The sequence below is a fragment of the Tsuneonella sp. HG249 genome (genome assembly GCF_053819205.1).
This window is the reverse complement of the sequence record NZ_JBSOQY010000001.1, coordinates 1,885,733-1,907,355: the sequence shown is the minus strand read 5'-3', so window position 1 is coordinate 1,907,355 and position 21,623 is coordinate 1,885,733. Positions and strand designations below refer to the sequence as shown.

Annotated in this window: 25 protein-coding genes and 1 tRNA gene; 15 read left to right on the top strand and 11 right to left on the bottom strand. The window is 65.6% G+C overall.

The annotated features are described in order from the left end of the window. Positions 1 to 28: 28 nt before the first annotated feature. From ACWPM1_RS09665 to ACWPM1_RS09650, 4 genes are all read left to right on the top strand, one after another. The gene (locus ACWPM1_RS09665; protein WP_455694620.1) at positions 29 to 1,054 is read left to right on the top strand and encodes an aspartate carbamoyltransferase catalytic subunit; all 1,026 of its coding nucleotides are present in this window, start codon (positions 29 to 31) and stop codon (positions 1,052 to 1,054) included. Next, a complete protein-coding gene (locus tag ACWPM1_RS09660) occupies positions 1,051 to 2,268 on the top strand; it encodes a dihydroorotase (RefSeq protein ID WP_455694619.1) in 1,218 nt (405 codons plus the stop codon). The genes ACWPM1_RS09665 and ACWPM1_RS09660 overlap by 4 nt, the downstream gene beginning before the upstream one ends. 57 nt (positions 2,269 to 2,325) lie before the next feature. Then, entirely contained in the window at positions 2,326 to 2,814 is a 489-nt protein-coding gene (locus ACWPM1_RS09655; protein WP_455694618.1) for a VTT domain-containing protein, read from the top strand. Positions 2,815 to 2,890: 76 nt separating this feature from the next. Further along, entirely contained in the window at positions 2,891 to 3,718 is an 828-nt protein-coding gene (locus ACWPM1_RS09650; protein WP_455694617.1) for a hypothetical protein, read from the top strand. A 73-nt stretch (positions 3,719 to 3,791) separates the two neighbouring features. Here the strand turns inward: ACWPM1_RS09650 and ACWPM1_RS09645 are convergent, their stop codons facing one another. From ACWPM1_RS09645 to ACWPM1_RS09635, 3 genes are read right to left on the bottom strand one after another with little or no spacing between them, the layout of a single operon-like run. Then, on the bottom strand, positions 3,792 to 5,156 hold the full coding sequence (locus ACWPM1_RS09645) for an SPOR domain-containing protein (RefSeq protein WP_455694616.1): 1,365 nt from the start codon (positions 5,154 to 5,156) through the stop codon (positions 3,792 to 3,794). A 25-nt stretch (positions 5,157 to 5,181) separates the two neighbouring features. Then, the gene (locus tag ACWPM1_RS09640; RefSeq protein WP_455694615.1) at positions 5,182 to 5,658 is read right to left on the bottom strand and encodes a hypothetical protein; all 477 of its coding nucleotides are present in this window, start codon (positions 5,656 to 5,658) and stop codon (positions 5,182 to 5,184) included. A 24-nt stretch (positions 5,659 to 5,682) separates the two neighbouring features. Then, a complete protein-coding gene (locus ACWPM1_RS09635) occupies positions 5,683 to 6,408 on the bottom strand; it encodes an AAA family ATPase (RefSeq protein WP_455695155.1) in 726 nt (241 codons plus the stop codon). 206 nt (positions 6,409 to 6,614) lie between these two features. On the opposite strand from ACWPM1_RS09635, the gene ACWPM1_RS09630 reads away from it, so the two are divergent. The 5 genes from ACWPM1_RS09630 to ACWPM1_RS09610 all read left to right on the top strand — a co-directional run bounded on the left by ACWPM1_RS09630 (position 6,615) and on the right by ACWPM1_RS09610 (position 10,828). Beyond that, positions 6,615 to 7,736, top strand: a complete 1,122-nt coding sequence (locus ACWPM1_RS09630; protein ID WP_455694614.1) for an SPOR domain-containing protein — start codon at positions 6,615 to 6,617, stop codon at positions 7,734 to 7,736. Between the two features lie 31 nt (positions 7,737 to 7,767). Beyond that, the gene (locus tag ACWPM1_RS09625; RefSeq protein WP_455694613.1) at positions 7,768 to 8,982 is read left to right on the top strand and encodes a DUF418 domain-containing protein; all 1,215 of its coding nucleotides are present in this window, start codon (positions 7,768 to 7,770) and stop codon (positions 8,980 to 8,982) included. Between the two features lie 55 nt (positions 8,983 to 9,037). Then, complete coding sequence (locus ACWPM1_RS09620; protein WP_455694612.1) at positions 9,038 to 9,226, top strand: (2Fe-2S)-binding protein; 189 nt, start codon at positions 9,038 to 9,040, stop codon at positions 9,224 to 9,226. Between the two features lie 63 nt (positions 9,227 to 9,289). Continuing rightward, positions 9,290 to 9,772 (top strand): bacterioferritin, encoded by a 483-nt coding sequence (gene bfr / locus ACWPM1_RS09615; protein WP_455694611.1) that lies wholly within the window; start codon positions 9,290 to 9,292, stop codon positions 9,770 to 9,772. A gap of 81 nt (positions 9,773 to 9,853) precedes the next feature. Further along, positions 9,854 to 10,828 (top strand): sensor histidine kinase, encoded by a 975-nt coding sequence (locus ACWPM1_RS09610; protein ID WP_455694610.1) that lies wholly within the window; start codon positions 9,854 to 9,856, stop codon positions 10,826 to 10,828. 7 nt (positions 10,829 to 10,835) lie between these two features. On the opposite strand, the gene der is transcribed toward ACWPM1_RS09610, so the two are convergent. Then, positions 10,836 to 12,218 carry a ribosome biogenesis GTPase Der gene (gene der, locus ACWPM1_RS09605; protein WP_455694609.1) on the bottom strand — a complete coding sequence of 461 codons (1,383 nt, stop codon included), beginning with the start codon at positions 12,216 to 12,218 and terminating at the stop codon, positions 10,836 to 10,838. Between the two features lie 85 nt (positions 12,219 to 12,303). On the opposite strand from der, the gene ACWPM1_RS09600 reads away from it, so the two are divergent. Further along, positions 12,304 to 13,032: a CHAP domain-containing protein gene (locus ACWPM1_RS09600; protein WP_455694608.1), complete on the top strand. Its 729-nt coding sequence runs from the start codon at positions 12,304 to 12,306 to the stop codon at positions 13,030 to 13,032. Positions 13,033 to 13,034: 2 nt separating this feature from the next. Here the strand turns inward: ACWPM1_RS09600 and ACWPM1_RS09595 are convergent, their stop codons facing one another. The 3 genes from ACWPM1_RS09595 to ACWPM1_RS09585 are packed head-to-tail and all read right to left on the bottom strand — an operon-like array spanning position 13,035 to position 13,730. Then, on the bottom strand, positions 13,035 to 13,313 hold the full coding sequence (locus tag ACWPM1_RS09595) for a DUF3297 family protein (RefSeq protein WP_455694607.1): 279 nt from the start codon (positions 13,311 to 13,313) through the stop codon (positions 13,035 to 13,037). 40 nt (positions 13,314 to 13,353) lie between these two features. Further along, on the bottom strand, positions 13,354 to 13,536 hold the full coding sequence (locus ACWPM1_RS09590; protein ID WP_455694606.1) for a hypothetical protein: 183 nt from the start codon (positions 13,534 to 13,536) through the stop codon (positions 13,354 to 13,356). Positions 13,537 to 13,541: 5 nt separating this feature from the next. Continuing rightward, positions 13,542 to 13,730 carry a hypothetical protein gene (locus ACWPM1_RS09585; RefSeq protein WP_455694605.1) on the bottom strand — a complete coding sequence of 63 codons (189 nt, stop codon included), beginning with the start codon at positions 13,728 to 13,730 and terminating at the stop codon, positions 13,542 to 13,544. 140 nt (positions 13,731 to 13,870) lie between these two features. Here ACWPM1_RS09585 and ACWPM1_RS09580 point away from each other — a divergent pair. After that, positions 13,871 to 13,955: transfer RNA gene (locus tag ACWPM1_RS09580), tRNA-Leu, on the top strand. A 62-nt stretch (positions 13,956 to 14,017) separates the two neighbouring features. Next, positions 14,018 to 15,577 (top strand): trigger factor, encoded by a 1,560-nt coding sequence (gene tig, locus ACWPM1_RS09575; RefSeq protein WP_455694604.1) that lies wholly within the window; start codon positions 14,018 to 14,020, stop codon positions 15,575 to 15,577. A gap of 4 nt (positions 15,578 to 15,581) precedes the next feature. On the opposite strand, the gene ACWPM1_RS09570 is transcribed toward tig, so the two are convergent. Next, positions 15,582 to 17,084, bottom strand: a complete 1,503-nt coding sequence (locus tag ACWPM1_RS09570) for an amidase (protein ID WP_455694603.1) — start codon at positions 17,082 to 17,084, stop codon at positions 15,582 to 15,584. A gap of 135 nt (positions 17,085 to 17,219) precedes the next feature. Here ACWPM1_RS09570 and ACWPM1_RS09565 point away from each other — a divergent pair, with 135 nt between their 5' ends. The 3 genes from ACWPM1_RS09565 (at position 17,220) to ACWPM1_RS09555 (ending at position 19,574) form a co-directional block, all read left to right on the top strand. Continuing rightward, positions 17,220 to 17,924 carry an ATP-dependent Clp protease proteolytic subunit gene (locus tag ACWPM1_RS09565; protein ID WP_455694602.1) on the top strand — a complete coding sequence of 235 codons (705 nt, stop codon included), beginning with the start codon at positions 17,220 to 17,222 and terminating at the stop codon, positions 17,922 to 17,924. Positions 17,925 to 18,053: 129 nt separating this feature from the next. Then, positions 18,054 to 19,319, top strand: coding sequence for an ATP-dependent Clp protease ATP-binding subunit ClpX (gene clpX, locus ACWPM1_RS09560; protein WP_455694601.1), 1,266 nt, complete (start codon positions 18,054 to 18,056; stop codon positions 19,317 to 19,319). Positions 19,320 to 19,322: 3 nt separating this feature from the next. Next, entirely contained in the window at positions 19,323 to 19,574 is a 252-nt protein-coding gene (locus tag ACWPM1_RS09555; RefSeq protein WP_455694600.1) for a hypothetical protein, read from the top strand. A gap of 123 nt (positions 19,575 to 19,697) precedes the next feature. Here ACWPM1_RS09555 and ACWPM1_RS09550 read toward each other — a convergent pair whose 3' ends face one another. The 3 genes from ACWPM1_RS09550 to ACWPM1_RS09540 all read right to left on the bottom strand — a co-directional run bounded on the left by ACWPM1_RS09550 (position 19,698) and on the right by ACWPM1_RS09540 (position 21,620). After that, positions 19,698 to 20,267, bottom strand: a complete 570-nt coding sequence (locus tag ACWPM1_RS09550; RefSeq protein WP_455694599.1) for a fasciclin domain-containing protein — start codon at positions 20,265 to 20,267, stop codon at positions 19,698 to 19,700. 94 nt (positions 20,268 to 20,361) lie between these two features. Continuing rightward, positions 20,362 to 21,057, bottom strand: coding sequence for an anti-sigma factor (locus ACWPM1_RS09545; protein ID WP_455694598.1), 696 nt, complete (start codon positions 21,055 to 21,057; stop codon positions 20,362 to 20,364). Next, the gene (locus ACWPM1_RS09540; RefSeq protein WP_455694597.1) at positions 21,054 to 21,620 is read right to left on the bottom strand and encodes a sigma-70 family RNA polymerase sigma factor; all 567 of its coding nucleotides are present in this window, start codon (positions 21,618 to 21,620) and stop codon (positions 21,054 to 21,056) included. The genes ACWPM1_RS09545 and ACWPM1_RS09540 overlap by 4 nt, the downstream gene beginning before the upstream one ends. Positions 21,621 to 21,623: the final 3 nt, after the last annotated feature.

Below are 21,623 nucleotides of genomic sequence, written 5' to 3'. Positions count from 1 at the left end.
ATGGGGTTCGACCAAGGGCATCGCTTCAATGACATCGGCGGAAAAATCAGGCGCGGCGGGGCGCTATCCCGCTGGCGCGCGCGCGTTCCCGCACCGCGACCTGCTTGCCATCTCAAAGCTCGAGCGGCACGAGATTCTCTTCCTGCTCGATGAGGCGGAACAGTGGGTGGCGATGAACCGTCAGGCCGCCAAGCACAGCGACGAGCTTGCCGGGCTTACCATCATCAACGCCTTCTTCGAAAACTCGACGCGCACACTGCTGAGCTTCGAAATCGCAGGTAAGCGCCTGGGGGCGGATGTCGTCAACATGCATGCCGCACAGAGCAGCGTGAAGAAGGGCGAGACTCTGATCGACACCGCGATCACCCTCAACGCCATGCGGCCAGACGCGATCGTGATCCGCCACGGTTCGAGCGGAGCGACCGCGCTGATCGCCGACAAAGTCGACTGCCCGGTTCTCAACGCGGGGGACGGGCAGCACGAGCATCCTACGCAGGCGTTGCTGGATGCCCTCGCGCTGCGCAATGCCCTGCGAGTGCGGGGCATGCCTGCGGACGATTTCACCGGGCTGACGGTGACGATTTGCGGCGACGTGCTGCACAGCCGCGTCGCCCGGTCCAATATACTGTGCCTGCAGGCGCTAGGCGCAAGCGTGCGGGTCTGCGCGCCGCCCGCACTGATGCCGGAAGCCATCGAAGCGATGGGAATCAGGCGCTTCATGGACTTCGGTGAAGCGCTTGATGGAGCCGATGTTGCAATGATGCTGCGCTTGCAGAACGAGCGCATGAGCGGTCAGTTCGTGCCGAGCGCGCGGGAATACCATCATTTGTACGGCCTCACCGCTGCGCGGCTGGCCCGGGCGGCGCCCAATGCCATCGTCATGCACCCGGGGCCGATGAACCGTGGGGTCGAAATCGACAGCGACGTCGCAGACGCCATCGACCGCTCGATCATCACCGCCCAGGTGGAGATGGGCGTTGCCATCCGGATGGCCTGTCTCGACGTGTTGACGCGTCGGCGGCGCGGGGTCGCGGGCTGGGGGGAGGTGGCGTGAACCCGCAGCCGCTCACTATCGTCGGCGGTAAAGTGGTCACGCCGGAAGGGGTGCGCGAAGTGCCCTTGCGCCTCGCCCAAGGGCGGGTCGCTGGCTTCGAGGGTCCGCGGGACGGAGATCGAGTAGTCGAGGCGAAGGGCCTCCTCGTCGCACCGGGGCTGGTCGACCTCGGCGTGTTCGCGGTCGACAAGCCCGCATTTCGTTTCGGAGGGATCACGCGGGCCGCGTTGATGCCGGACCAGAACCCGCCGCTCGACTATCCGGCGCGGGTCAATTTCATTGCCAAGAGCGGCAAGCCCGACCTGTGGGTCCATCCTCTCGCTGCGGCGACCGTGGGTCTGGCGGGCGAACGGCTTGCGGAGATCGCGCTGATGCGGGAGGCCGGGGCCCGGGGGGTGGCGACCGGACGCCAGTGGATCGCGGATTCCGGGGTAATGCTGCGCCTTCTGCAATACGCGGCCATGCTCGACCTCGTGGTCGTTAGCCACGCCGAAGATGGTGGTCTCACAAGAGGAGCGGCTGCGACTGCTGGGGAGATGGCGACGCGGCTTGGCTTGCCCGCCGCTCCCGCTGAGGCAGAGGCACTTGCGGTGGCGCGCGATATAGCCCTGGCTGAAATGGCTGGGGCCCGGCTCCATCTGCGCCAGGTGACCACTCGAACATCGCTCGAACTGGTGCGGGCGGCCAAAAAGAGCCGCGCGGCTGTCACCGCCGGAGTGACGCCCGCGCACTTCATGTTGTCCGACCTCGCCACGACGGACTTCCGCACCTTTGCGCGCCTGTCTCCACCGCTGCGCTGTGAGGATGACCGGCAAGCGGTGCGCGAGGCTCTTGCCGACGGCACGATCGATGTGATCGCCAGTGGTCACGACCCGCGCGGACCGGAGGACAAACGGCTCCCCTTTGCGGATGCCGCGCCGGGCATGGCGGGTGCGGAAACGCTCCTCGCGATGACGCTTACCCTCGTTCGCGACGCGGTCATCGACTTGCCGCGGGCGTTCGAATTGCTGGCGGGCGCGCCGTCGCGCATCCTGGGAGTCGATGCCGGGTTGCTCGCCTCGGGCATGCAAGCGGACGTCGCCTTGATCGATGTCGAGCGGCCATGGGTGATCGATAGCGCGAAGATGGCCGCGACCGCGGGGAACACACCGTTCGATCGGCAGCCGACACAGGGTCGCGTTACTGGGTTGATCAAGGGCGGGACGCCCGTCTAGAGCGGCGAGCTGCGGGCATCCCCGGAACGCGAGCACCGGTTCGCGCGCTTGTGCGGAATGGAAGGCTGGCTGATCGACCGGTTACCGCTCGAGTACATCGAAGCGTTGCTTGCCGCCCCCTTCGGCGAAGGGTGGGTGGCGCTGATCTTCTTTGCTATCACCGCGTCCGTCTATGCTTCCGGCGTGCCGGGCACGCTGTTGCCATTGTCGTTTTCGTCTGGAGCGCTGCTGGGGTGGACTCTCGGCATGGCCGCCGTCGGCGGCGGCGTGATGATCGGCTCGCTCGTGCTCTACCGGCTGCTTAAGCGGGGCTCGCAGGCGACACTGAGGGACCGCTACGGCGGCCAGATGGCGCGGCTCGACGCGCTCGCCAGCAGAGGTGGCATCCTGTCGCTGATCATGCTGCGCCTGGCGGGACTCCCGCACCTCGCGGTAACTGCCGTGTGCGCGCTCGCCTCGGTCGGAATCCGGCGCTATGCACTGGCGACGTTCATAGGGGTGCTTCCGGCGGTCGCACTGTCGGCTACCGCAGGCGCGGCCCTGTGATACCTTCTTCTCCCACGCGCTGATTGGCGGTATTGTTTCAGGCGGAGGGTCGCGCGCGCAAGGGAGGAGACTTGCGATGGCGACAGCCGCACCAAATTCCGAAACTACGATTGCTTCATCGTCCGCGGCCGACGGCGCGCTGACGCGGGCGATTGACCGGTGGATCTACGTGTTCATGGCCGTCTTTCTGGTCATAGTTGTGCTTGTCGGCTTCGTGCCGGATTCGATGGAGAAACTTGCGGCCGTCGACCGCGGCGAGAGGCCGGGGCTTCCTCCGGCCATGCACGTCCACGCGGTCTTGATGGGCTCCTGGATGATGCTCTTGCTGGCGCAGACGACGCTCATGGCGACCGGCCGTAAGAGCATGCATATGCAACTCGGAGTGGCCGGAATGGCGCTCGCTCCCGCGCTCGTGATAACGGGTATCGTGCTGGTCCCGACAAACCTGCGCGTCTGGGTGGAATTCGGGCAAGGAGCGCCCGCCGCGGTGCAGGAAAATGTGGCGGGCTACCTCCACGTGATGACCAACATCGCACTCATCCAGCTGCGTATCGCGGTTTGCTTCCTGGCGCTGGTCTATATCGCCGTGCGCGCCCGACGGACGGACAGCGAATTGCACAAGCGCCTGATGATCCTCGCGACGACGGTCCCGCTTCCGGCGGCGCTCGACCGAATGCAGTTCCTTCCGCACACAATGCCGCAATCACCGCTGACGGTGGACCTGTGGCCTCTCCTCTGCATCGCGCCGCTGTTCGTGTGGGACCTCTACCGCCACCGGTCGATCCATCGCGCGTATTGGATCTGGGCCGCGTTCATGGTGCCGACGGGGGTCGCGCTCAACCTGCTGTGGGACGCGCCCTGGTGGCACGCCTTCGCGCCGGGCCTGCTCTACGGCGGCGGCTGATCCCAGGAAGAAAAAGGCCTCTCCCACGCTGTGCGCGTGGAAGAGGCCTTCGCTCGACGCTCGAGAAGCTGGTTTAGCGGCTCGCCATCCGCACGTCGGGGTTGACTGCCCCTGGCATCGGACGGGCTTGCGTCCATGCGAAACACGCCTGCCCCTGGTTGCGAACAGAGGAGCATACCGAGGAGGCTGCAGTACGGGCGAGGCCGCCGGCGGAAACCCGGTAATAGGTCTTGCCGCGCACCACCGCCCTGGTGATGACCATGTCGTATGCCGAAAGCTGCGGGAATCGCTTGGCGTAGATCGCCCATGCGCGCCGGGCCCCGGCGTCGGACGAGAACGATCCGAGCTGCACGAGGTGGTTACCCGAAGCGGCAGCAAAGGCGCGCTCGACCTTCGGGGCCACACGCAGCGGAGCTTGTGTGGCGGAAGTCACCCGAGCTGGAGTCTGTTGAACAACGGGCTGGGATACGAAATCGACCGCGGCGGCGATCATCTGGCCCGGAGTCGCCGCGGCCGGCGTCCGCTCGGCGAAAGCAGCCTGGAAGTCCTGCTCGGCGGCCGGGCGCGGGGCGGCGGCGGCGAATTCCGTGGGCGAAGTCTCGGTGAACGCTTGCGACTGCGCCGGCAGCTCGCCGCCGGCAACGGGCGGAAGCTCCGCCGCGGCCAGGTCGCCAGCGACAAACGACGTCTCGGCAGCTTGCGCTGCCAGCTGCTCGACCGTGGGATGATTGGCCAGCGCGAGCTGGGCAGGCTGCCCGCCGTCGGCGACCACGCTGGTGCCGAGAAGCGCCGCAACACGCGTCCCGCCTTGCTCGGTTTGCGCCAATTCGGCCCATTGGGCCATGCGGGCGTCGAGCTGGTCGGCGGGCACGTCCTCTGCGGCCATGATCCTTGCGCCGGCCCAGCTTCCGTTGAGCGCGAGCGCGTAGGCCAAGTTCTGACGGGCCTTAGGCGTGTTGTCGCCGCCGCGGACCGCGTTGGAAAGGACATGGACGGCTTGCTCGGTCTCGCCGGCAAGCGCCAGCGCAAGTCCGAGATCGGCGGCCGGGATTTCGTCGCGCCAGTCCTCGAGCACTTCGAGCGCGGCTCCCTGGTCGCCGGTGGCGATCGCCGCCAGCGCGAAGCCGAGCGCGGTCCGCGCGCTCTCGTCACCGAGCTCCAACGCGTCGTCGAAGCTCGTGCGGGCCGAAAGGAACCGTCCGGCCTCCATGTAGGCGGCGCCCAGCATGGTGCGGTAGGCGGGGTTGCGCGGATCGGCGAGCACGGCGGCCTCGGCGTGAGCGATGGCGCTCGTGACCTTGCCCTTCTTGAGCGCGACTTCGGCATTGCTGGCCGAAAGCTCGGCGCGAGGCGCGGCCTTGGTCGCGCAGCCTGCGAGTGCGAGCGAGGCGAGTGCGGTACCTGCGGCAAGCGTCAGCGTGCGGGTGGAGCGGCTCATGGTCATTTCCCCCTGGATATTCTTCTCAGCGCCGTTTGACCTGTGCGGCGAGCACATCGAGTTCGGGCATGTCGCCCAGCAGCGCATCGAGCGCCTGCGTAACGAGCGCCTGCGCGCTCATGTCGTGGACGGTACAGGCGAGGCGGAGCTTGAGGTGGCGGTCGGCATCGAGCCGCAACGTGAAAGCAGCGCGATCGCCTTTGACCCGAGCTTTTGCCGAAGGCGCGATGCGTTCGTTGATCACCTCGCGCTGGCGCAATACCGCGGGCTCCGTCACTGGAGCCGAGCGCGAGGCTGGCGTCAGTTGATGAATCTCGGCCGTTTGCTGCGTTTCGGACTGATCGCCCATGTCATTCCAGCCGAGATCCTCGAGCTGCTCGGGGTTGTCGGCCGGGGCGGGCATGGCCGCTAATGCAGCGTGCTGCGGGCGCATCGCCGGCTTGGCACCGCCCTTGCGGGCGAGGAGCGTCGGGCTCAGCGAGGCGAAGGAAGTTTCGGCCACTGCGATAGGCCCCTTTCGTCCGCTTTACTGTGCGACCCGGCGGCCGAAGCCGCCTTGCGGGCGATAGGCGGCGCCTGGCGCCTGCTGATGATGCGCGACGTTCGGAGCGGCGAACACGGTGCGGCGAAAGTTCTTTTCCAGGCGATCCGAGATGTAGTTCCACAGCGCGGCCATTTCGGCGGCAGAGCGGCCTTCGGGGTCAACTTCCATCACCGTCCGGCCGTCGATCATCGAAGCGGCAAAATCGGTGCGGTGGTGAAGCGTGATCGGCGCGACAGTACCGTGCTGGCTGAGCGCGACGGCTGCTTCCGACGTGATCTTGGCCTTGGGCGTCGCCGCGTTCACAACGAAGATCAGCGGCTTGCCCGCCCGCTCGCACAAATCGACCGTCGCGCCGACAGCGCGCAGATCGTGCGGAGACGGTCGAGTCGGGACGACGATCAACTCCGCGACCCCGATGACCGATTGGATGGCCATGGTGATTGCCGGCGGTGTGTCGATTACGGCCAGTTTGAAGCCCTGCTGGCGCAGGACCTGGAGGTCGCTGGCCAGCCGGGCGACGGTGGTCTGCGCGAAGGCGGGATATTCCGCCTCACGCTCGTTCCACCAGTCGGCAAGCGAACCCTGCGGATCGATGTCGATGAGGACGACCGGGCCCGCGCCGGCGCGCTGCGCCTGCACTGCCAGGTGTCCCGAAAGAGTGGTCTTGCCCGAACCGCCCTTCTGCGAAGCCAATGCCAAAACCCGCAAGGCTGGATCCCCCGTTAGATTGCCTGTGCCAAGGCGCACCCATGCACCTTCCGGTGAACGGCTTCGCAGGATGACCCTAATATTGGGTTAACGTTGCGCCCGGTCGGAACCCGGCCGAGCCGCAGAAAATGCAGCAAAAGAAACCCTTTGCTAACGGCCGATTCACTATATCCCTTCTCATGGATGCCGCGCGATAGGGGATGCGCATGCCGATCAGAGTTTGGAAGACCGGGTTGTTCTGCGCCGTCGCGTTAAGCGGCGTTGTGGGGCTGGCGAGCGCCGCGCAAGCCGACGTGAAGGCAGGGGTCGATGCGTGGAGCAAGGGCGATTTCTCCCAGGCCGTGGCCGAATGGCGCGAGCCGGCGGACAGAGGGGACCCCGATGCGCTGTTCAACCTCGCGCAGGCCTATCGCCTGGGTCGCGGGGTGGCGACCGACCTCGCGCGGGCGGAAACGCTTTATCAAAGCGCGGCCGCGCTCGGGCACCTCAAGGCTGCGGACAACTACGGTATCCTGATGTTCCAGAGCGGCCGCCGCGCGCAGGCGATGCCGTATGTCATCGACGCCGCAGGGCGGGGTGATCCGCGAGCCCAGTACCTGCTCGGCATCGCCCATTTCAACGGTGACCTCGCGGCCAAAGATTGGCCGCGCGCCTACGCCTTGCTGACCCTCGCGAACGGCGCTGGACTGCCACAGGCCGGACCTGCGCTAAAGCAGATGGACGGCTTCGTGCCGCTCGCGGAGCGCGAGCAGGCCCAACTGCTGGCCGCCGAGCTCAGGGCCAACGCGGACGCTAGCCGATCGGTGCGGCTGGCTGCGATCGATCTCGGTTCGCCGCCCGTCGGGCCAGTTCCGCCGCTTGCGCGGGTCGACAGCACGCCGATTCTTGCGACGGTCCGCGCGCCCGAGCCCATCGCCAATATTGCCGTGGACCCCTCGATAGTCGAAGCGGAAGCCGCGGTTGCCGAGGCCATGCGCGCCAGCGGAATGGGCCGCCCTGCGACGGCAGGCGCGGATCGGCCAGGCACTCGGCCGGCGACCACCTTGGCTGACGCCGTCACAGCGCCAACTGCGCAACCGGCAGTCCCTATCGCATCGTCGAGTGGGCCGTGGAAGATTCAACTCGGCGCATTCGCCGTCCCCGGTAATGTGGACAAAGCCTGGGCCCTCGCTTCGGCCAAGTCGCCGCTGGCCGGCAAGGAGAAGCAGACGATTGCGGCAGGCCGCATCACTCGCCTCCTCGCCGTCGGGTGGCCCAGCCAGAGTGCGGCGCAGGCGGCATGCCGTTCACTCAAGTCGGCCGGGCAGAGCTGTCTCGTTACTCGTTGAGCCATCCCGCCCCGCGCTCTAGGAGCGGGGGGTGAGCGAGCCCATCGATCCCAAGCCGTTGGGCAGCGACGAAGCGCATCGCATAACCAGCCTCGACTTCATCCGCGGCATCGCGGTGATGGGCATCGTGGCGGCTAACGTGATCGGCTTCGGCCAACCGTTCCTCGGCTATTCCTGGCCGGGCGGCTTCGCAACGCCGCCGCAGCCCTCCGATCCCTGGCTGTGGACCGCGCAGTTCGTCCTCATCGACGGCAAGATGCGAGGGCTATTCTCCCTGCTGTTCGGCGCCGGACTCGCCCTTTTCGCGGACCGCTCAGCCATGCGAGGCGAGGGGGAGGGGCGGCAGGCCCACCGCCTTGCATGGCTGCTGCTGTTCGGGATTGGCCACTTCTACCTCCTGTGGCGCGGCGACATTCTCGCGCTTTACGCTATGTGCGGCTTCGTGGTCTTGTTCGCCATGCGCTGGAACCCGGTCATGCAATTCACGGCTGGCTTGGTCGCCTACGTCGCGGGAGCTTTCGCGGATTCGCTCACGTATGGGCTCTACTGGCGCTCGGGAGCCGACCTCGAAGGGCCCGCGGCGATGCGCGACGACGCGATACGCGAACTCGCGATCGCTGCCGAGGGAACTTACGGCCAGTACGTCGCCCACGCGCTCGACGCTCACCGCTGGAACTGGCTCGAAGGCTTTACCTATTCAGCCGCCGAGACGATACCGTTGATGCTGATGGGGGCGGCGCTGTATCGTGCGGGTCTCTTCGACGGCCGGTCGGATCCAGTTCGACAGCGCCGCTGGGGATGGACCGGAGTGATTGTCGGAAGCCTGACGACCTTCGCGCTAGGGTTGGCGATGGTCCGGAGCGGGCTGACCTACACCAGCACGCTGTTCGCTGTCGAGGGGCCCCAGGTCCTCCTTCGGCTGCCCGTTATCCTCGGCCTTGCCGCGCTGCTCGCGCAGTGGGGCGCGCGATCGCACGGTGCATTCGCCAGCCGCGTGGTCGGGGCGGGGCGGGCGGCGTTTTCGAACTACCTGGGCACTTCCATCGTAATGCTGGCGATATTCCAGCCGCCCGGCCTACGACTGTTCGGACAGCTCGACCGCTTCGAGCTGTACGGTATTGTCGTCCTCGTGTGGGCAGCGATGCTGCTGTGGTCGAGCTGGTGGTTGGAGCGCTTCAGGTACGGGCCGCTGGAATGGCTCTGGCGCAGCTTGACCTACCAAAAGTGGATGCCATTCCTCAGATAGCCCTTGCTATTGCGACTTGTTCGCATTAGCTAGCGGTTATTGGAGGAGATCAGGCATGTACGTCTGTGTCTGCAATGCCATTCGTGAATGCGAGCTACGCCGCGCGGCGTTGCGTGCGTCGGGCGGGGCCGAGGGCGTCTATGAAGCGCTCGGCAAGCGTCCAAACTGCGGACATTGCCTCGATGAAGCCGAAGATATCATCTTCGAAGAGCGCAAACTGGCGGCCATTCCTTTCGCTGCTTGAACTCACCTTGCTCCATGCAGCCGCTCAGCGCATAGGTTGCGCGAGGGTGGCAGGAGAATGGGAATGAAGGGCGACCCGACAGTCATCGACTATCTCAACCGTGCGCTGACCAACGAGCTGACTGCGATAAACCAGTACTGGCTGCACTACCGGGTGCTGCACCATTGGGGCGTCCGCAAGCTGGCCGAATACGAGCGGCATGAGTCCATCGACGAGATGAAGCACGCCGACACCTTGTCGGAGCGTGTCCTGTTTCTCGACGGTCTGCCCAACTTCCAGGCGATCCATAAGCTCAAGGTCGGCGAGACGGTCGAGGAGATCCTCAAGGCCGATCTCGCGCTCGAAATGGAAGCAATTCCGCTATTGAAGGACGCCATCCAGCATTGCGAGAGCGTGCGCGATTACGTCAGCCGCGAGCTCTTCGAACGCATCCTCGAAAGCGAGGAGGAACACGTCGATTTCCTGGAGACCCAGTTCGACATGATCGAGCGGATGGGCCTCGCCAACTACGTACAGTTGCAAAGCGAGCCGGCGGGCGAAGGGTGACTCGGCCGCCACCCGGCCACTAACAATTCCAATTTACAAGCACCTGCAAACAGGCGCATTCTCGCTCCGGTAGGGGGTGGGATGGGCGGATCTGACGGCCTCTCGTGGCAACGTATCGGGCAGCAGATCGGGCGAGCAATGCTCGCCCGGCATTCGCTCGCCGCAAGCCTTGCCTGGACGGCCGTCGCGGTCATCATACCGACTGCCATCCGCTACGGCCTCGACCGAGGCGAGAACGGCGTCCCTTTCGTCACTTTCTTCCCGGCCATCGTGCTTGCCGGTCTGTTCCTCGGCTGGCGCTATGGCGCGTTGACGGCCATCCTGAGCGCCGCTGTCGTGAGGATGGTATTGATGGAAGCGGCTCCGCGGCTCGGCGAAAGTCCGGAAGGGCTAGCCATCGTCGGCATGTTCGCGCTCACCTGCGTGGTCCTTCTCGGGATTGTCGAAGCCCTGCGACGAGTTTTTGCACAGGCTGCAGGGGCCACGGCGCGGGAAGCTCTCCTCAATCAGGAACTGCGCCATCGGCTCAAGAACCTCCTGGCGCTCGTGGGGTCGCTTTCGACGCTCTCGGTGCGCCATTCGGATCCGGAGAAAGCACACCAGGCGTTCACCGAACGGCTCATCGCGCTCAGTCGCGCAGTCGACTTGCTGGGCACCGAAGGGCCCACGGCGTTCGGGCTGCCGGACCTCGCGCTCGAAGCCCTGCGGCCCTTCATGTCCGACTACGACATTCGTCTTTCAGGCGACACGTGCGCGGTGGATCGCGACAGCTGCGTTCCCGCCGTGCTCGCGCTTCACGAGCTGGCCACCAACGCCATCAAGTATGGTGCGTTGAGCATCCCTGAAGGGTGGGTCGAGGTGTCGTGGGGCCAACCCGCGCAAGGTTCGGTCACGGCGCTTTGGTGCGAACGTGGCGGCCCCCCGGTCAAACCGCCTGGGCGCAAGGGAATGGGCTCGCGAATCCTGTCGATGCGCTCCGCGGCCGCCAGCTTCGCGGTCGAATATCCTGAGGATGGCGTGCGGTGCGCGTTGAAGTTGCGCTGCCCCGCCGCTTGAGCAGTCGCTATTTGGCGAACGGGTTCTTCGGGCTTTTCAGCACCACGCGCACCGGCACGGCGTCGAAGCCCAGTTTCCGGCGGATATCGTTCACCAGATACCGCTCGTAGCTCGCAGGCAGCATGTCGAGCCGAGTACCGAAGATGACGAAGCGGGGCGGGCGGGTTCCCGCCTGGGTTATGTAGCGCAGCTTGATCCGCTTGCCCTTCGGCGCAGGCGGGGGGTTGGCCTCCAAGGCATCGTCGAACCAACGGTTGAGCGCGGCGGTCGGCACGCGCTTCGACCAAGCTTCGCGGATCTCGAAGGCGGCCTTCAGCATCGTGTCGAGGCCCTTGCCGGTCTTCGCACTGACGGCGAATACCGACAGGCCCTTAACCTGCGAAAGGCCATCATCGAGCGCGGCCTTGATCCCGTTGAACAGGCTGCTCGCGTCCTCGGCGACGTCCCACTTGTTTATCGCCACCATCAGCGCGCGGCCCTCTTCGATCACCATCGAGGCGATCTTGAGATCCTGGTGTTCCAGGCCTCGGGTCGCGTCGAGCAGAAGCACAACGACTTCGGCAAAGTCGATCGCGTGCTTGGCGTCGGCGACCGACATCTTCTCGAGCTTTTCGACCACCAACGCGCGCTTGCGCATCCCGGCCGTGTCGATCAGCCGTATGTCGCGCACTTGCCCTTCGGGGTCGGTCCATTGCCAATCGACGGCGATCGAATCGCGGGTGATGCCGGCCTCGGGACCGGTTAGCAGCCGGTCTTCGCCGAGCAGCCGATTGATAAGCGTCGACTTGCCCGCGTTGGGGCGACCGACGATCGCCAGCTTCAGCGGGCCCAGTTCGATGTCGTCGGGCTCGGCCGGCTCGCCCGCGCGGTCCGCCGCCTCGCGTTCGTCCTCCGAGGCGCCGATGATCGGATAAAGCGCGTCGAACAGGTCGGCGACCCCCTCGCCATGCTCGGCCGACAATGCGACGGGTTCGCCGAAGCCGAGCGAGAAGGCCTCGTAGAGCCCTGCATCGCCCGCGCGCCCTTCCGCCTTGTTGGCGACAGCCACCACGGGAATTTCCTGCGTCCGCAGCCAGCGGGCGATTTCCTCGTCGAGCGGAGTCAGGCCGGCGCGGGCGTCGATCACGAACAACGCGGCGTCGGCACCTTCGACGCTGACTTCGGTCTGCTTGCGCATCCGGCCGGGGAGGGTTTCCTCGTCCTCGTCTTCCCAGCCGGCCGTATCGACGATCGTGAACTCGAGGCCGGCGATCGCGGCGTCGCCGAAGCGGCGGTCGCGCGTCACCCCGGGCTGGTCGTCGACCAGGGCAAGCTTCTTGCCAACCAGCCGATTGAACAGCGTCGACTTGCCGACATTGGGGCGACCGATGATGATGACGGTGGGTTTCATCGCGCCGCGCAGGTGGCCGCTCCCGCGCTGCTTGGCAAGCGCAGCGGTAACCTCGTGCTAACCTTATTCTGCGACCCGTGTGAGCATGAGGGGTCTGCTGTTAGTCATAGCCATGGTCGCGTTCGTCGTCCCGGGCGCAGCGCTTGCCGATGCGGCCGACGGCTTCTCGAGCGGCCGCGAACTGGCGCCCTACCTGCAATGCGTGCCCTATGCGCGCGAACGTTCCGGCGTACAGATCTACGGCGACGCGCGGACCTGGTGGGACCAGGCCGCGGGCCGTTACGAGCGGGGCCAGCAGCCTCGCCCAGGCGCGGTGATGGCCTTCCGGCCGACAGGCACCATGGTGCTAGGGCATGTCGCCACGGTTTCCAGGGTGATCGACAGCCGGACCGTGCTGCTCGACCACGCAAACTGGTCGCCAATCGACGGCCGGCGCGGGCAGATCGAGCGCGGGGTAAAGGCGATCGACGTGAGCCCGGCGAACGACTGGAGCCAGGTTCGCGTCTGGTATGCGCCACTACAAGATTTGGGCACGAGCGCGTGGCCGGTGGCCGGCTTCATATACAACGAGCGCGAAACGAACGCTCCGTTCGACCGCAATAGCGTGGTGGCGACTGCCAGCTACCCGGTCCCAGCCCGAGCAGCCTCACCCGCCCATTCCAGGGCGTTCGCAAGCGCGTTCGCTTCGATTGGGGAACCGGTGGCTGCCAAGCGGCCGGGACGGGAGGTTCAAACCCCTCGCCGGGCCGGACCGCCGCCTGAGGCCAAGCCACGCGACGCGATCGAGGCGGCGCTGGCCCGCTACGGCGGCTAGTTTTACGCCTTCGCGACCGGTGGCGCGTCGCCGAGATCCTCGAACCACGCCTCGACCGGACCATTGAGCTTTAGCGTAAGCGGCTGGCCCTTCCGGTCCATCGTCTTGCCGGCCTGGACGCGAATCCAGCCCTCCGAGACGCAGTATTCCTCCACGTCCGTCCGCACTCGATCCTTGAAACGGATGCCCACGCCGCGCTCAAGAGCGCTCTGGTCGAAATGGTCGCTGCGCGGATTGACCGAAAGGCGGTCGGGCGGGGTCTGTGGCTTGTCGTCGCTCATGGGGCGGGGCCCTTAGACCGCACGCTCCCCAGCGGCAAGCTCAGTCGGGCGGCAGTTCCGTCTCCGGGGGAGCGGCCCGCGAGGGTTCTTCGGGTTCGCCCGTGCCTCTTCGCTCGTCGTCGATCGAACTGCCGCCGACATCGAGTACCGGTCCCGTGTCCGCCACTTTGCCATCTTCGTCGAGCTTGGCTGGCGGAATGGTGTCTTGGCGGGCGCTGCTCATCGAAATCAATCCTGGGCCGGAGGCATCTCGACCGGCTGCTGGCTCGGAGAGATCGTGTCCGGCGTCACTGGATTCACCTCGTCGGGTTGGCGCACCGGATCTTCGGCAGGCGGAATGATCGGAGGCGATTCCGGCGGAGCGGCCGGATTGATCGTATCCGGGTTCGGGTCGGGCTGCTGTGGTGTCGAGGCCATGAAGGGCATCCTTTCGTGTCGCCGCTAGAACGGTTCGCGACCCGCTCGTGTTCCCCCGCTTGCCCTTTCGGTCGCCTCGCTGTAACGGCGCACCCCTGTTCGCGGGCGGGCCATCCCGCGCGTGCGGCTTCGTTCAGTTTGCGGGCGTGGCGGAATTGGTAGACGCGCTGGTTTTAGGTACCAGTATCGCAAGATGTGGGGGTTCGAGTCCCTTCGCCCGCACCAACCGCCGCACCGCGTGCCGAACGATCAAGAGAGATATGTTTTACAAAGGCTTTTGACCTCCCATGAAGATCGAAGAGACCACCAACGAAGGCCTGCGTCGCGCGTATACGCTGACGATCACCGCCAAGGAGATCGACGCCGCCGTCGCTGCCGAGGTGAAGAAGATCGCGCCCCAGGTGCGCATGCCTGGTTTCCGCCCGGGCAAGGTGCCGGCGAACCTCGTCAAGAAGATGCACGGCGAGGCGATCCATGGCCAGGTGGTCAACGAGCAGATCAGCGCTTCAGTCGATTCGCTGATGAAAGACAAGAAGCTGCGCCCGGCGATGCAGCCGCGCATCGCCCTCAACGACGATTACGCCGAGGGGAAGGACGCCAAGCTCACGGTTGACCTCGAGATTCTTCCCGAAGTCGCAGCGCCCAAAGTTGAGGGCCTCAAGCTCGAGAGGCTCACGGTTCCGGTGAGCGATGCCGAGGTGGATGAGGCGGTGAAGAACATCGCCAGCCAGCAGAAGAGCTGGAAGGACGCCCCCAAGGCGAAGAAGGCAGCCGATGGCGACCAGATCATCATCGACTTCACCGGCTCGATCGACGGCGTCGAGTTTGAAGGCGGCAAAGCGGAAGAGACGCCGCTACAACTGGGCGCCAAGCGCTTCATCCCGGGCTTCGAAGAGCAGCTCGCCGGCGTGAAAGCGGGCGACGACAAGACCATCACCGTGACCTTCCCCGCCGACTATCCGGCGAAGGAACTGGCCGGCAAGGAAGCGCAGTTCGCAATCCATGTGCACAAGGTGCAGATCGAGGACGAGACCAGCGTCGACGAGGATTTTGCCAAGTCGCTGGGTCTTGAAAGCCTCGAGCAGCTGCGCGGCCTGCTCAAGGGCCAGCTGGAACAGGAGCTGGGCGGCCTCACCCGCACAGCCATGAAGCGCCAGCTGCTCGACACGCTTGCTTCGGGGCACGATTTCGCGGTTCCGCAGACGATGGTCGACGCGGAGTTTGAGCAGATCTGGAATCAGCTCCAGCAGGAAGCCGCGAACGACGAGAATCCGGCCGAAACGATGAAGGAAATCGAGGCCGAGAAGGACGATTACCGCAAGATCGCGGAGCGCCGCGTGCGCCTGGGCCTGTTACTGTCGGAAATCGGTCAGGCCAACGGCGTGGCCGTGACCCAGGCCGAAATGTCGATGCTGGTCCAGCAGGCCGCCCAGCAGTATCGCCCGGAGGATCGCGACCGGTTCATGGAGCTGATCCGCACCAACGACATGGCCGCCGCCCAGCTGCGCGCGCCGCTCTACGAAGACAAGGTCGTCGACTTCCTGTTCGACAAGGCGGAAGTGACCGAGCGCGAGGTGACCCGCGAGGAACTTCAGTCGGCGATCGAAGCCGAGGAAGCCCCCGCGCCGGCGCCAGCGAAGAAGGCCGCGTCCAAAAAGGACGCATCGAAGAAGGACGCTCCCGCCAAGGAAGCCGCCCCGAAGCAGACGGCGCCCAAGAAGGATGCCGCCGCAGCGGAAGATAAGCCCGCAGCAAAGAAGGCACCGGCGAAAAAGGCCGAGGCATCTGGCGGGAAGGAGCCGGCCACCAAGAAGGCGCCGGCCAAGACGGCCGCTAGCGAGAAGTAATCGCTTAGCGCGCTTCCGGTGCCCACGGCTTGAACGTGGGTTCCGGGAGTGTTGCCGTGCGCGCTCGCTCGTAGGCAGCACCGGCCTGCAGGATCGCGTGGTCCTGCCACTTTCCTCCCATGAAGCTGATGCCGACCGGCAAGCCCTCGACGGAGCCCATCGGGACGGTGAGGTGAGGGTAGCCGGCAATGGCCGCCAGTGATCCGGCACCAATGCCGCCGCGACCCCCGCTGTCGCCGTTCACGAGATCGGTCGTCCAGGCCACGCCCCGCGTGGGCGCGATCAGCATCGCGACCCGGTTTTCGCGGAGCAGCCGGTCGATGCCGTCCTCGCCGGTCGCTTTGAGATTGGCATCTCGTGCCTCGACGTAGGCTGCCTCGTCGGTCGTCCTGAGCGCCTGCTCAAACAGTCCCTGGTCGAACCAGCGCAGCTCTTCGTCGGCATGCGCGCGGTTAAACGCCGCGACATCGGCCAGCGTGTTGGGCAATCCCTCCCCAGGGAGCGTGCCGAGGTAGGCATCCAGGTCGCGCCGGAGTTCGAAAAGGAGCACCGGCAGCGAACGATCCCAAAATCCATCCGGCCAGGTCCATTCGACATCCACGAGGACCGCGCCCGCCCGCTCCATGTCGCGCAATGACTTCTCGAATAGTGCCGTGACTCTCGGATCGCTTCCGACTTGCTTGCGCAATACCCCGACGCGGACGCCGCTCAACGACGCGGTGTCCAGTCCGCGGGTGAAGTCGACCTTGAATCGATCGGCCTGGATGGTTGCCGGGTCCGCGGGGTCGCTCCCGGCGATGGCGCCCAGTAGCAGAGCGGCGTCGGCGACGTTGCGCGCCATCGGACCTGCGGTATCCTGCGTCCCGCTGATGGGCACGATATTCGTGCGGCTGACCAGCCCTACCGTGGGCTTGAAACCGACCACGCCGTTGACGCTGGCTGGACAGGTGATCGAGCCGTTCGTCTCCGTACCGATGGCCGCCCAGGCAAACCCGGCGGCCACGGCCGCGGCGCTACCGGAGGAAGACCCGCAGGGATTGCGATCCGTGGCATGGGGGTTCCTGGTCAGGCCGCCGACCGCACTCCAGCCGCTCGTCGAATCGTTCGAGCGGATGTTGGCCCACTCGCTGAGGTTGGTCTTGCCGAGGATGACGCCGCCGGCCTCGCGCAGCCGAGCTATCATCGGCGCGTCTCTGCCCGTCATGTTTTTCGACAGCGCCAGGCTTCCCGCGGTCGTGGGCCATTCGCGCGTCTCGATATTGTCTTTCACCAGCACGGCGCGACCTTGGAGGGGAGCGACCCGGGCGGAGGCCCGGCTCTTCGCGGCAGCATCCTTGTCATAGGCGATGACCGCGTCAATTTCCGGCCCGCTATCGTCGAGTCGCTCGATCCGTTGAAGGTAGGCTTCGGTCGCTTGAACGGGAGTTGCGGTGGCGGGAGTGGGCTTAGCGTTGACCGGGCAACCGCAGACGACCAGGGGCAGGGCGAGCAAGTGCAATGGCTTCATCGTGGCAGCCTGCCACGCGGGCTCCGGAAATCAAGCACTTGTGGCCGTCCCCAAGCGGGAAGGTTAATCCCCTTGAACATCGTCCGGGCACTCGCGACATAGGGCCTTGTACTGCGACGGAAGGACCGGATTTTCATGATCGATGTGTTGGGTGGCTACGGCGAGACTTACGGAAGCCAGGGCAAGTTCACCCGTGACCCGTTCACCGGCGCGCTCGTGCCGGTCGTGGTCGAACAGACCAGCCGCGGGGAACGCAGCTTCGATATCTTCAGCCGCCTGCTGCGCGAGCGCATCGTGTTCGTGACCGATCAGGTGGAGGACAACATGGCCTCGCTGATCGTCGCCCAGCTGCTTTTCCTCGAGAGCGAGAACCCGTCGAAGCCCATCAGCATGTACATCAATTCGCCCGGCGGCGTGGTGACGGCCGGCATGGCGATCCACGACACCATGCAGTATATCAAGCCGCGCGTTTCGACCGTGTGCGTCGGGCAGGCCGCGTCCATGGGCAGCTTCCTGCTGGCGGCAGGCGAGCCCGGCATGCGCATTGCGCTGCCCAATGCGCGTATCATGGTCCACCAGCCCTCCGGCGGCGCGCGCGGGATGGCGAGCGACATCGAAATCCAGGCGCGTGAGATTCTACGCATGCGCACGCGGCTCAACGATCTCTATGCCAAGTATACGGGCAAGAGCCTCGAAGAAATCGAGAAGGCGATGGACCGCGACACCTTCCTCGAGGCTGAAGAGGCCCGGGAATTCGGCATCGTCGATAAAGTGTTCGAAACGCGGCCCGAATCGGAAACCTCGAACGACGATGAGGGTTCAGGCGGAGCGCCGGAATAGAATCGTAGCATTTCGGCAACCCTGCCGCTTCAGCTTGCCGCAAGGGCGGAAACGCTAAGCGCTATGGATTGATTATAATGATTCCGGCCTTAGGGTCGGCGAATCCCTGCTGGGATCGGATACCAGGAAATGACGAAGTTGAGCGGAACCGACAGCAAGAGCACCCTATACTGCAGCTTCTGCGGTAAGTCCCAGCACGAGGTGCGCAAGCTCATCGCAGGACCGACGGTGTTCATCTGCGACGAGTGCGTCGAGCTGTGCAACGACATCATCCGTGAAGAAACCAAGGCCGGAATCGCCGGGCGCAAGGAAGGCGACGTTCCGACGCCGCTGGATATCTTCACCACGCTCAACGATTACGTAATCGGGCAGGACCGCGCCAAGCGCGTGCTCTCGGTTGCGGTGCACAACCACTATAAGCGGCTCAAGCACTCGGGCAAGTCGGGCGATGTCGAGCTGGCAAAGTCCAACATCCTCCTCGTCGGGCCCACCGGCTCGGGCAAGACGCTGCTTGCGCAGACTCTCGCCCGCACGTTCGACGTGCCGTTCACGATGGCGGACGCGACTACGCTCACCGAGGCCGGTTATGTCGGCGAGGACGTCGAGAACATTATCCTCAAGCTGTTGCAGGCATCCGACTACAACGTCGAGAAGGCGCAACACGGAATCGTCTACATCGACGAGATCGACAAGATCACCCGCAAGGCGGAAAATCCCTCGATCACCCGCGACGTGTCGGGCGAAGGTGTGCAGCAGGCGCTGCTCAAGCTGATGGAAGGCACCACCGCCAGCGTACCCCCGCAGGGCGGTCGTAAGCACCCACAGCAGGAATTCCTCCAGGTCGACACGACCAATATTCTGTTCATCTGCGGCGGTGCGTTCGCGGGTCTGGACAAGATCATCGCTGACCGGCTGCAGAAGCGCTCGATTGGCTTTGGCGCGCACGTGGCCGATCCCGACAAGCGTCGTGTCGGCGAATTGCTCCAGAAGTGCGAGCCGGAGGATCTGCTCAAGTTCGGCTTGATCCCGGAATTCGTCGGGCGTCTGCCGGTGATCGCCACGCTCAACGATCTTGATGTCGACGCGCTGGTGCAAATCCTCAGCGAGCCCAAGAACGCGCTGGCCAAGCAATACGCCAAGCTGTTTGAACTCGAGGACGTGGAACTGACCTTCACGGTCGATGCGCTGCGTTCGATCGCGGAACGGGCGATTCAGCGCAAGACGGGCGCTCGCGGCCTGCGTTCGATCGTTGAGGGCATCCTGCTCGACACGATGTTCGACCTTCCCGACATGGACGGGGTGACCGAGATCGTAGTCGACAAGGACGTCGTTGAAGGCCGCAAAGATCCGGTTCGCGTGGTCGAAACCAAGAAGGGCAAGGAAGCCGCGGCCTAATCCGTGCGCCCGCGCGATTGGTCGCGGCGCCGCAAGTTTGCCATCTCCGCTTCGGCCACTGCCGCCGCCACTGCACTTGCGTGGACGGCGGCCGGGCTCCGAGGGGGATTGGCGATCGCGGTTGTCGGCTATATTGCCACAGCCTGGCTTAGCGACGATGCTCTCGGCAACTGCTTCATCTTCGCGATGCTGTTCCTGCTCGTGATTGTGATCGTATTGATGGCGCTGGTGGGATCGGTTCTGTTGAACGCCTAAGCGACAGCCTTTCTTCACCCTCGCCCTAGCCATTGCAATTTGCGCAAAGGCCCCGCCCGGGTGAGGGATTTAAGCCGGGCGGGGCTAGGCGCCGCTGCCAATAGGGGAGGCAGCGGGGGAACATCAGCCGGGTAGGAACACCCCGTCGGTCACATGGATCACGCCATTTGTGGTCTTGACGTCGGTCTGGGTGACGCGGGTTGCGCGGCCAACCTTGTCGGTGATCACGACGATAGAGCCGTCGAGCCGAGCGGTCAGCTTCTCGCCGGCGACCGTGTCGAACGAGTAGGAGCCGCCACCGTTCTTGATTGCGGCGACAAGCTGCGCGGCAGGCACCCGGCCGGCGACCACGTGATAGGTGAGAACCTTGGTCAGCGTGTCCTTCTGGGCCGGTTCGAGCAGCGCCTCGACCGTACCGGCCGGAAGGGCGGCAAACGCGGAATCGGTCGGTGCGAAGACTGTGAAGGGGCCCGGGCTCGAGAGCGTGTCCACGAGGTCCGCGGCCTTGACCGCAGCCACAAGCGTGGTGTGCACGCCGGTACCCACAGCGGCCTCGACGAGATTGGGCTGGCCCTTGGTAGCCATCTTGTCGGAATGGTTATGCGCGGCCGCCGGGGCACCGGTAACGAGGGCCAAAGCGCTCATTGCGGCAACGGAAGCGACTGCGGCGGCTTTCAGCTTGAGTGAGGGCATCGTCTGATAACTCCTTGGCTGGGCAAGCGGGGGGCTTGCACGGCGGGAGTTACGAAGCGAGCTGCCGGGCGGATGCACGGCGCCGTGAATAAAGTCAGACTTTGAGGAAAGCGCCTTCGGCCACGACCGGCCCGGCCCCGGCGGCGGGCGGTTTGCCGCCGAGCGGCTCGCGCGTCAGCACCATGCCGCTGCCATCGTGAATGAGGCGAGCGGTTTCGGCGTCGAGGCGCACCCGCCGCTCGCGGCCGGGCACGACTACTCCCAGCGACCGCAGTTCGCCCTGGTCGGGGACTAGCCACAGTTCGTGATCGTGCACCCCGTCGGAACTCAGGCCGCTGGCCGAGACCAGCAACTCCTTGCGCTCGGGCAGGTATGTAACGCCAAGGCGCAGGGCTGTGTCGCCGATCGGAATGGAGGCAACCAGCGGGGCCGCTGCCGGTTGGGGTGCGGAACGCATCTGCGGCAGCATGACCACCGCGGCAAGCGCCGCGCAGGCCGCTATGGCGCTCGCGGTGGCGGCTCCCTGCCAGAAGCGCAGGCGGCGGCGCAGCGCGACGACATCGCCGCTTCCGGTGTCGCGCTCGAGCTCCGCGGCTATCTTCGGCCACAAGCCTTGGGGGGGCGGCGAGGCGGGTATTTCGTCGAGCAGCGGGGCCAGCCGGGCCTCCCACGTCGCGACCAGGGTGGCGAAGGCAGGGTCCGCACCCGCGCGACCGCGCGCCTCGAGGAGTTCCTCGCCGTCGAGGAGGCCGATCGCCAGCTCGGCGGCGAGACGGTCGTCGGGCGTCATTCGCCGGACTCGAGACAGGTCTTGAGCCTGGCGAGCCCGCGGCGGATGCGGCTCTTCATCGTGCCGAGCGCGGTGCCGGTCTTTTCCGCAAGCTCGGCGTAAGTCTGCCCGCCGAAGAATGCGGCGCGGATACTGGTCCGCTGGCCATCGTCGAGCGCGTCGAGACAGGCGTGGATTCGTGCGTCGCGCGCGACGTCGATCATAAGCTCGTCTGCTAGTGGAGTGCCGTCCGCGTGCTCGATAGCCGCGCTGTCTATCGTGCGCTCGGCAGGGCGCGCCTTCAGGCGGCGCAGGCGGTCGATTGCCCGGTTGCGGGCAAACACGGCGATCCAGCTGATCGGGCTCGCGCGGGCGGGATCGAACCGGTCCGCCCGACGATAGAGCGAGAGATAGACCTCCTGCAATGCGTCCTCGGCCTCCTTCCTGTCGCCCAAGATACGCAGGCAGATGCCGAAAAGCTTCGCCGACGTTGCCCGGTAGACATATTCGAGCGCGGATTTGTCGCCGGACCCCAGGCGGACGATGGCGGCGGTCAGCCGGGCGCGGGCGTCGTCATCGGTCACCGC

Excerpts from the sequence above, each read along its gene's own strand:
- ACWPM1_RS09600 (WP_455694608.1), top strand. The coding sequence starts at position 12,304 with ATGAGGGGTCTGCTGTTAGTCATAGCCATGGTCGCGTTCGTCGTCCCG.
- bfr (WP_455694611.1), top strand. The coding sequence starts at position 9,290 with ATGAAGGGCGACCCGACAGTCATCGACTATCTCAACCGTGCGCTGACC.
- ACWPM1_RS09545 (WP_455694598.1), bottom strand. The coding sequence starts at position 21,057 with ATGACGCCCGACGACCGTCTCGCCGCCGAGCTGGCGATCGGCCTCCTC.
- ACWPM1_RS09665 (WP_455694620.1), top strand. The coding sequence starts at position 29 with ATGACATCGGCGGAAAAATCAGGCGCGGCGGGGCGCTATCCCGCTGGC.
- ACWPM1_RS09655 (WP_455694618.1), top strand. The coding sequence starts at position 2,326 with ATGGAAGGCTGGCTGATCGACCGGTTACCGCTCGAGTACATCGAAGCG.
- ACWPM1_RS09650 (WP_455694617.1), top strand. The coding sequence starts at position 2,891 with ATGGCGACAGCCGCACCAAATTCCGAAACTACGATTGCTTCATCGTCC.
- ACWPM1_RS09620 (WP_455694612.1), top strand. The coding sequence starts at position 9,038 with ATGTACGTCTGTGTCTGCAATGCCATTCGTGAATGCGAGCTACGCCGC.
- ACWPM1_RS09570 (WP_455694603.1), bottom strand. The coding sequence starts at position 17,084 with ATGAAGCCATTGCACTTGCTCGCCCTGCCCCTGGTCGTCTGCGGTTGC.
- tig (WP_455694604.1), top strand. The coding sequence starts at position 14,018 with ATGAAGATCGAAGAGACCACCAACGAAGGCCTGCGTCGCGCGTATACG.
- ACWPM1_RS09630 (WP_455694614.1), top strand. The coding sequence starts at position 6,615 with ATGCCGATCAGAGTTTGGAAGACCGGGTTGTTCTGCGCCGTCGCGTTA.
- der (WP_455694609.1), bottom strand. The coding sequence starts at position 12,218 with ATGAAACCCACCGTCATCATCATCGGTCGCCCCAATGTCGGCAAGTCG.
- ACWPM1_RS09565 (WP_455694602.1), top strand. The coding sequence starts at position 17,220 with ATGATCGATGTGTTGGGTGGCTACGGCGAGACTTACGGAAGCCAGGGC.
- clpX (WP_455694601.1), top strand. The coding sequence starts at position 18,054 with ATGACGAAGTTGAGCGGAACCGACAGCAAGAGCACCCTATACTGCAGC.
- ACWPM1_RS09585 (WP_455694605.1), bottom strand. The coding sequence starts at position 13,730 with ATGGCCTCGACACCACAGCAGCCCGACCCGAACCCGGATACGATCAAT.
- ACWPM1_RS09550 (WP_455694599.1), bottom strand. The coding sequence starts at position 20,267 with ATGCCCTCACTCAAGCTGAAAGCCGCCGCAGTCGCTTCCGTTGCCGCA.
- ACWPM1_RS09595 (WP_455694607.1), bottom strand. The coding sequence starts at position 13,313 with ATGAGCGACGACAAGCCACAGACCCCGCCCGACCGCCTTTCGGTCAAT.
- ACWPM1_RS09590 (WP_455694606.1), bottom strand. The coding sequence starts at position 13,536 with ATGAGCAGCGCCCGCCAAGACACCATTCCGCCAGCCAAGCTCGACGAA.
- ACWPM1_RS09610 (WP_455694610.1), top strand. The coding sequence starts at position 9,854 with ATGGGCGGATCTGACGGCCTCTCGTGGCAACGTATCGGGCAGCAGATC.
- ACWPM1_RS09645 (WP_455694616.1), bottom strand. The coding sequence starts at position 5,156 with ATGAGCCGCTCCACCCGCACGCTGACGCTTGCCGCAGGTACCGCACTC.